The sequence below is a fragment of the Aquabacterium sp. genome (genome assembly GCF_048860245.1).
In the GTDB taxonomy this organism is placed as follows: Bacteria; Pseudomonadota; Gammaproteobacteria; order Burkholderiales; family Burkholderiaceae_C; genus Aquabacterium.
The window spans coordinates 1-3,893 of sequence record NZ_JBLIZW010000116.1 but is presented as its reverse complement, the minus strand read 5'-3'; the positions used below and the strand labels follow the sequence as shown (position 1 = coordinate 3,893).

General features: G+C 65.0%; 4 protein-coding genes. 1 reads left to right on the top strand and 3 read right to left on the bottom strand.

Annotated elements, in window-relative coordinates; genetic code table 11:
• Positions 1 to 115: 115 nt before the first annotated feature.
• Both ACMV18_RS13235 and ACMV18_RS13230 read right to left on the bottom strand, forming a co-directional pair.
• The gene (locus ACMV18_RS13235; protein WP_143969906.1) at positions 116 to 472 is read right to left on the bottom strand and encodes a hypothetical protein; all 357 of its coding nucleotides are present in this window, start codon (positions 470 to 472) and stop codon (positions 116 to 118) included.
• Positions 473 to 622: 150 nt separating this feature from the next.
• Positions 623 to 1,615, bottom strand: a complete 993-nt coding sequence (locus ACMV18_RS13230) for a helix-turn-helix domain-containing protein (RefSeq protein WP_420818223.1) — start codon at positions 1,613 to 1,615, stop codon at positions 623 to 625.
• 148 nt (positions 1,616 to 1,763) lie between these two features.
• On the opposite strand from ACMV18_RS13230, the gene ACMV18_RS13225 reads away from it, so the two are divergent.
• Positions 1,764 to 3,440 (top strand): FAD-binding oxidoreductase, encoded by a 1,677-nt coding sequence (locus ACMV18_RS13225; RefSeq protein WP_143969908.1) that lies wholly within the window; start codon positions 1,764 to 1,766, stop codon positions 3,438 to 3,440.
• Positions 3,441 to 3,458: 18 nt separating this feature from the next.
• On the opposite strand, the gene ACMV18_RS13220 is transcribed toward ACMV18_RS13225, so the two are convergent.
• Positions 3,459 to 3,617: a hypothetical protein gene (locus ACMV18_RS13220; RefSeq protein WP_420818222.1), complete on the bottom strand. Its 159-nt coding sequence runs from the start codon at positions 3,615 to 3,617 to the stop codon at positions 3,459 to 3,461.
• Between the last annotated feature and the right edge of the window lie 276 nt (positions 3,618 to 3,893).

Sequence of the window (3,893 nt, the reverse complement as noted above, 5' to 3'; positions counted from 1 at the left end):
CGCCAGGCCCAAATGCATACTGCCTCCCAAGCTCTTGCCATTGAGCGGCAAGCGAGCGCTCAACCTTCCTTGGCCGAACGTGTTTCGAGGCCCAAAACTCGTGCCATACTTGGCCTCATGCGGTTGAATTTCCTATCCGTTTGTAGTTGGTGGCCCCCAGCACGCCGTCCTTCATCTGGCAGGCGTTCTGTTCCCAGCAGGCACCGCCGCCCTCGAACACGATCACCGTCTTGGCCATGTTGGCGGCGTTGGTGGTGCGGTTGACGAAGAAGCGGTAGGGCGTGCCGTTGCCGCAGCTGGCACCGGACTCGGCGGGGGCTTCGATGGCTTCCCACTTGTTGAAGGTGGTGGGGGCCGCACCCACATTGCCGCTGGTGTTGGGCGTCCAGGGGGTGGCAGCGGCCCAAGCCGAGGAGGCCAGAACCGTGGTGGCGATGGCGCTCAGGCCCAACTGCACAACTTGGCGTTGCATGACATTGCTCCGAGGTGGAGACGCGCCAGGCGCATCGCGATGATGGCCGGCGCATCACAGACTGTGTTGGCCTTGCATTCTGGCCATTCGCCTCATCGGCAGCATCGGTGCAAACGTCATAGCCTTTTCAGGGGGTACGAGCCACGTGCATCAGCGCTTGCCACGGCTGCGCCACGCCTGGGGCGTGTCGGCCGTCCACCGCTTGAAGGCCTTGGTGAAAGCGCTTTGGTCGCTGTAGCCCAGCATCATGGCCACCTCGCACACCGACAAGGCCGGGTCGCGCAGATACTGTCTGGCCAGTTGCTCACGCGTCCGATCCAGCAGCATCTGCCAGGTCAGGCCATGCTGGCTCAATCGACGCTGCAGCGTGCGAGCAGACTGGTTCATCATCTTCGCCAGCCGGTGCACGGACACGCTGCCCTCCGGCAACACCCGCAACAAGAGGCGCTGCACGGCCTGATCAAAATCGCCTGGCTCGGGCAGCGCCCGCAGCAGCGCCTCGGCCTGCCAATCCAGCAGCGCGCGCAAACCCGGCTCCGGGTGCCGCATGGGAATCTGCATGTACGCCGAGGGGATCCTTACCCGCGTATGGCTGCTGCCAAACACCACCGGGCAGGCAAAGAAGGCCTCGTAGTGGGCCCGCAAACCTGGGGTGGCCTCGTGCACAAAACTGATCTGCAAAGGCCGAGGCGGGTTGTCCACCTGACGGCTCATGAAGGTCACCAGAGCGCCGATCGACACCTCGTTGAACATCGGGCCCTGTTCGGCCGGCGGCCAGGCGATCTCGACCTCGTCGCCATGCCAGCTCACCTGGGCCAGGTTGGCGCCGTAAAACAGCCGCTCGTACGCCAGGTAGACCCGCATGGCCTCGCCCAGGTTGTCAGAGGCGGCCACCAGGTAACCCAGGACGCCCAGATGCCTGGGTTGCACACCAGCGCCAATTTGAAGGCCCAGCGCCGGCACGCCGGGGCGCAATGCCGCCGCCTGTGCCAGGGCCTCGCGCCAGACCGCAATCGGCACGACGTCGTCCGGCGCGAAGCGCGCAAGTTGGGCACGCAGCCTGGGTGCAGCCAATCCTTCGCGGTCCAGCCAGTCCGTCAACAGGCCGGTCCAGGCGCCGGTCACCCTCATCAAACCATTCACGACACGCACTCCGCTACCCGAGATGGCAGCACGCCGCATTGTCACCAATTATCGGAAAGATGGCGCAGATTAACCAGCGTAAAGGCCGGCGTCTGCATACAGTCACCCTCAGAACCCGACCTGGCTCGACACCGAAAGGACCCACTCGATGAACGCCACACTCTCTCGCCGCCCGCTTCGCCGTTTCTGGGGTTGGGGCGTCGCCTCCGAACACCTGACGCAGGACGAATCGGCCCGCATCGGGATGATGGTGCAGATGCTGGGCGGGCAGATCACTGACCGACCCGAGCCCCAGGTCAGCGACTTCACGTTGCCTGCGCCGCGCATCGCCCCACCTTCAGCTTTGGCCGAGATGTTCTCGGCGACGCCGCTGGACCGGCTCAACCACGCCATGGGCAAGAGCTACGCCGATCTGGCCCGCATGTGGTTGCGCCAGGTGCCCCACGTGCCCGACTGGGTGGCCTACCCCGATGACGAGCAGGCCGTGATCGACATCCTGGATTGGGCCGCGCGCCACAACGTGGCCGTGATCCCTTATGGTGGCGGCTCGAGCGTGTGTGGCGGTGTGGAAGCCGCTGTGGGCAACAGCTACGCCGCCGCCGTGTCGCTCGACATGGAACGACTCAACCGCGTGCTGGAGGTGGACCCCATCAGCCGCGCGGCCCGCATCCAGGCCGGCGCGCTGGGCCCTGAACTGGAAGCGCAACTCAAGCCGCATGGCTATACCTTGCGCCACTACCCGCAGAGCTTCGAGTTCTCCACCTTGGGCGGCTGGATCGTGACGCGTGCCGGCGGCCACTACGCCACGCTGATGACCCACATTGATGACCTGGTCGAGAACACCCGCATGGTCACCCCCTCGGGCGTGTGCGCCTCTCGCCGCCTGCCCGCATCGGGTGCCGGCCCTTCGCAAGATCGCCTGGTGCTGGGCTCGGAAGGCACGATGGGCGTGCTCACCGAAGCCTGGATGCGCCTGCAGGAACGCCCGCGCTTCCGCGCCAATGCATCGGTACGTTTCACCGACTACAAGCAAGCCGTGCAATGCGTGCGGGCCCTGGCGCAATCGGGCCTGTACCCCAGCAACTGCCGCCTGCTGGACCCGATGGAAACCGTGTTTTCTGGCGTAGGCGACGGCAGTGCCGCCGTGCTGGTGCTGGGCTTTGAATCAGCGGATCACCCATTGAACGAATGGATGCGCCGTGCGCTGGAACTGGTGAGCAGCCACGGTGGCAGCTACGACGCCGAATCGGTCGAGCGCTCGATGCGTGATGAGGGTGGCGAGGAACACCGCAGCGGCACAGCCGGTGCGTGGCGGCAGGCTTTTCTGCGCATGCCCTACTGGCGCGACCCGGCTGTGGGCAATGGTCTCATCATGGACACCTTCGAGACCGCCACCACCTGGAACAACTTCGAGGCCTTCTACAAGGGTGTGCGCAAGGATGTGGCCCAGGCCGTGCAGCATGCCACCGGCCATCCAGCCTTCGTGTCTTGTCGCTTCACGCACATCTACCCGGATGGGCCGGCGCCCTACTTCACCATCGCGGCCTTGGGCAGCGCACAAGGCGATGTAGCCTCGGCACTGGCCGCCTGGCGCGAGATCAAGCAGGCCGCCAATGAGGCCGTGATCAAGCACGGCGGCACCATCACCCACCACCACGCCGTGGGGCGCGACCACCGGCCAGGCTACGAGCAGGAAACACCCGCCTTGTACCGCCAGATGTTGCAAGCTGCCAAGGCCACGGTGGACCCGCAAGGCATTCTCAACCCCGGCGTGCTGATCGACCCGCGCGATCGGCAGGTCGGCATCACAGGTGCCTTGGCCTGAGCCTTGGGTTGGGCCCCATCAGGCCGGGGCCAAACCCAGCCAGGGCAAACTCAGGGCCCAGCCACGTGGCCCCGTCTTCGCGTGAAAAAAGTTGAAGTGCCCGACAGCACGCAAGCCTTGCTGCTCGGGGCGCAAGACCTTCACGTCCACCTGCGTGCCGGTGTAATGGCTGTGCATGGCCTTCACGCCACGTCTAAAGTGGCCGAGCTGCACATCAGGCCGCGCGGTTTTCCTCCCTGATCGCCGGCGCGGTTTCTTCCTCCCTGAACCGCATGCAGACTTGCCGCCTCGGACACCCCGAGGCGGTTTTTTTTCGCCTCGCTCGGGGTCTCCTCGTTTTCAGTGCAATAAGTGACGGTACGCAAAGCTAGCACTGGCGCGGGGGTGGTCTGGGTAGACCGTTGATTTCATTGACTTTCCTGTTCGCTTTGTAAACGGGTATGGTGGCCTCCC